This is a genomic window from Streptomyces macrolidinus (assembly GCF_023887685.1).
GTDB lineage: Bacteria > Actinomycetota > Actinomycetes > Streptomycetales > Streptomycetaceae > Streptomyces > Streptomyces macrolidinus.
This window is the reverse complement of sequence record NZ_JAMWMR010000096.1, coordinates 1-1,101: the sequence shown is the minus strand read 5'-3', so window position 1 is coordinate 1,101 and position 1,101 is coordinate 1. Positions and strand designations below refer to the sequence as shown.

Sequence of the window (1,101 nt, the reverse complement as noted above, 5' to 3'; positions counted from 1 at the left end):
CCGGCTGGGGGTTCCGGCGGGGCGGGTGTGTGTGTCGTATGAGGATTTCGGTAATACGGGGGCGGCGTCGATTCCTGTGACGCTTGATCATGCTGCTCGTTCGGGGCGGTTGGCGGATGGGGATCTTGTGTTGCTTGCTGGTTTTGGTGGTGGCATGTCGATGGGTGTGTCGCTGCTGTGCTGGCAGTGTCTGTGAGTTGTGTTTTCCGGTAGTTCAAACCAGTCGGTGGAGAGGGAGAGGGTGTTGGTGGTGGAGAAGGTCATGGAGGATTATCTGGCGCGGATCGGTGCGGTGAGGCCGGTGTGTGCGGATGTGGCGGGGTTGCGGCATGTGATGGAGCGTCATCTGTTGTCGGTGCCGTTCGAGAATCTGGGCTATCACCTGGATGAGGAGATCTTCATGGACGAGCGTGTCCTGGAGAAGATCGTGTACGGGAATCGGGGTGGTGGGTGTTTCGAGGTGAATCCGGCGTTGTCGTTCTTGCTGGCGGCGTTGGGGTATGAGGTGGAGGTTCTGCCGGGGTGGGTGCATCGTCCTGGTGGTCTTCTGGGTCCGTTCCTGGGGCATTTGGCGTTGCGGGTGAGGGCTGGGGGTGAGGACTGGCTGGTGGATGTGGGGTTTGGTCGTAACAGTCGTTTCCCGTTGCGTCTGGCGTCGCGTGAGGTGCAGGTGGATCCGCATGGCGAGTATCAGTTGCGTGATGTGGGTGAGGGGGTGGTGGATGTGTATCTGGGGGGTAAGCCGTTGTATCGGGTTGCGGACCGTCCGGTGCGGATCGAGGATTTCGCTCCGACGCTGTGGTGGTATCGCACTTCGTCGGATTCCTCGTTCCTGCAGGGCTTGTTCTGTTCGGTCCGTACGGTGGACGGGCTGGTGACGTTGAAGGGGAACAAGCAGGTGAGCATGGTTGCGGGTGCGGAGCGTTCGCGGCGGGTGCTGGAGAGTGAGGCGGAGGCGTTCGCGGCGTACAAGGAGTATTTCGGTATCAGTCTGGAGCGGTTGCCCAGGGAGCCTGCCGGGGGCGTGACCGCGGGGGTGCGGACGGAATGACTGCCATGACGGAGAACACCACAACCACCAAGGCAGCCCTCTCCGGTTCC

General features: G+C 61.6%; 2 protein-coding genes. Both read left to right on the top strand.

Annotated elements, in window-relative coordinates:
- Window positions 1–196: 3-oxoacyl-[acyl-carrier-protein] synthase III C-terminal domain-containing protein (locus NGF19_RS30370; protein ID WP_289738543.1), on the top strand; the 196-nt coding region annotated here is incomplete at its 5' end.
- 51 nt (window positions 197–247) lie between these two features.
- Window positions 248–1,051, top strand: coding sequence for an arylamine N-acetyltransferase family protein (locus NGF19_RS30365; protein ID WP_252429150.1), 804 nt, complete (start codon window positions 248–250; stop codon window positions 1,049–1,051).
- The last annotated feature ends 50 nt before the right edge of the window (window positions 1,052–1,101 follow it).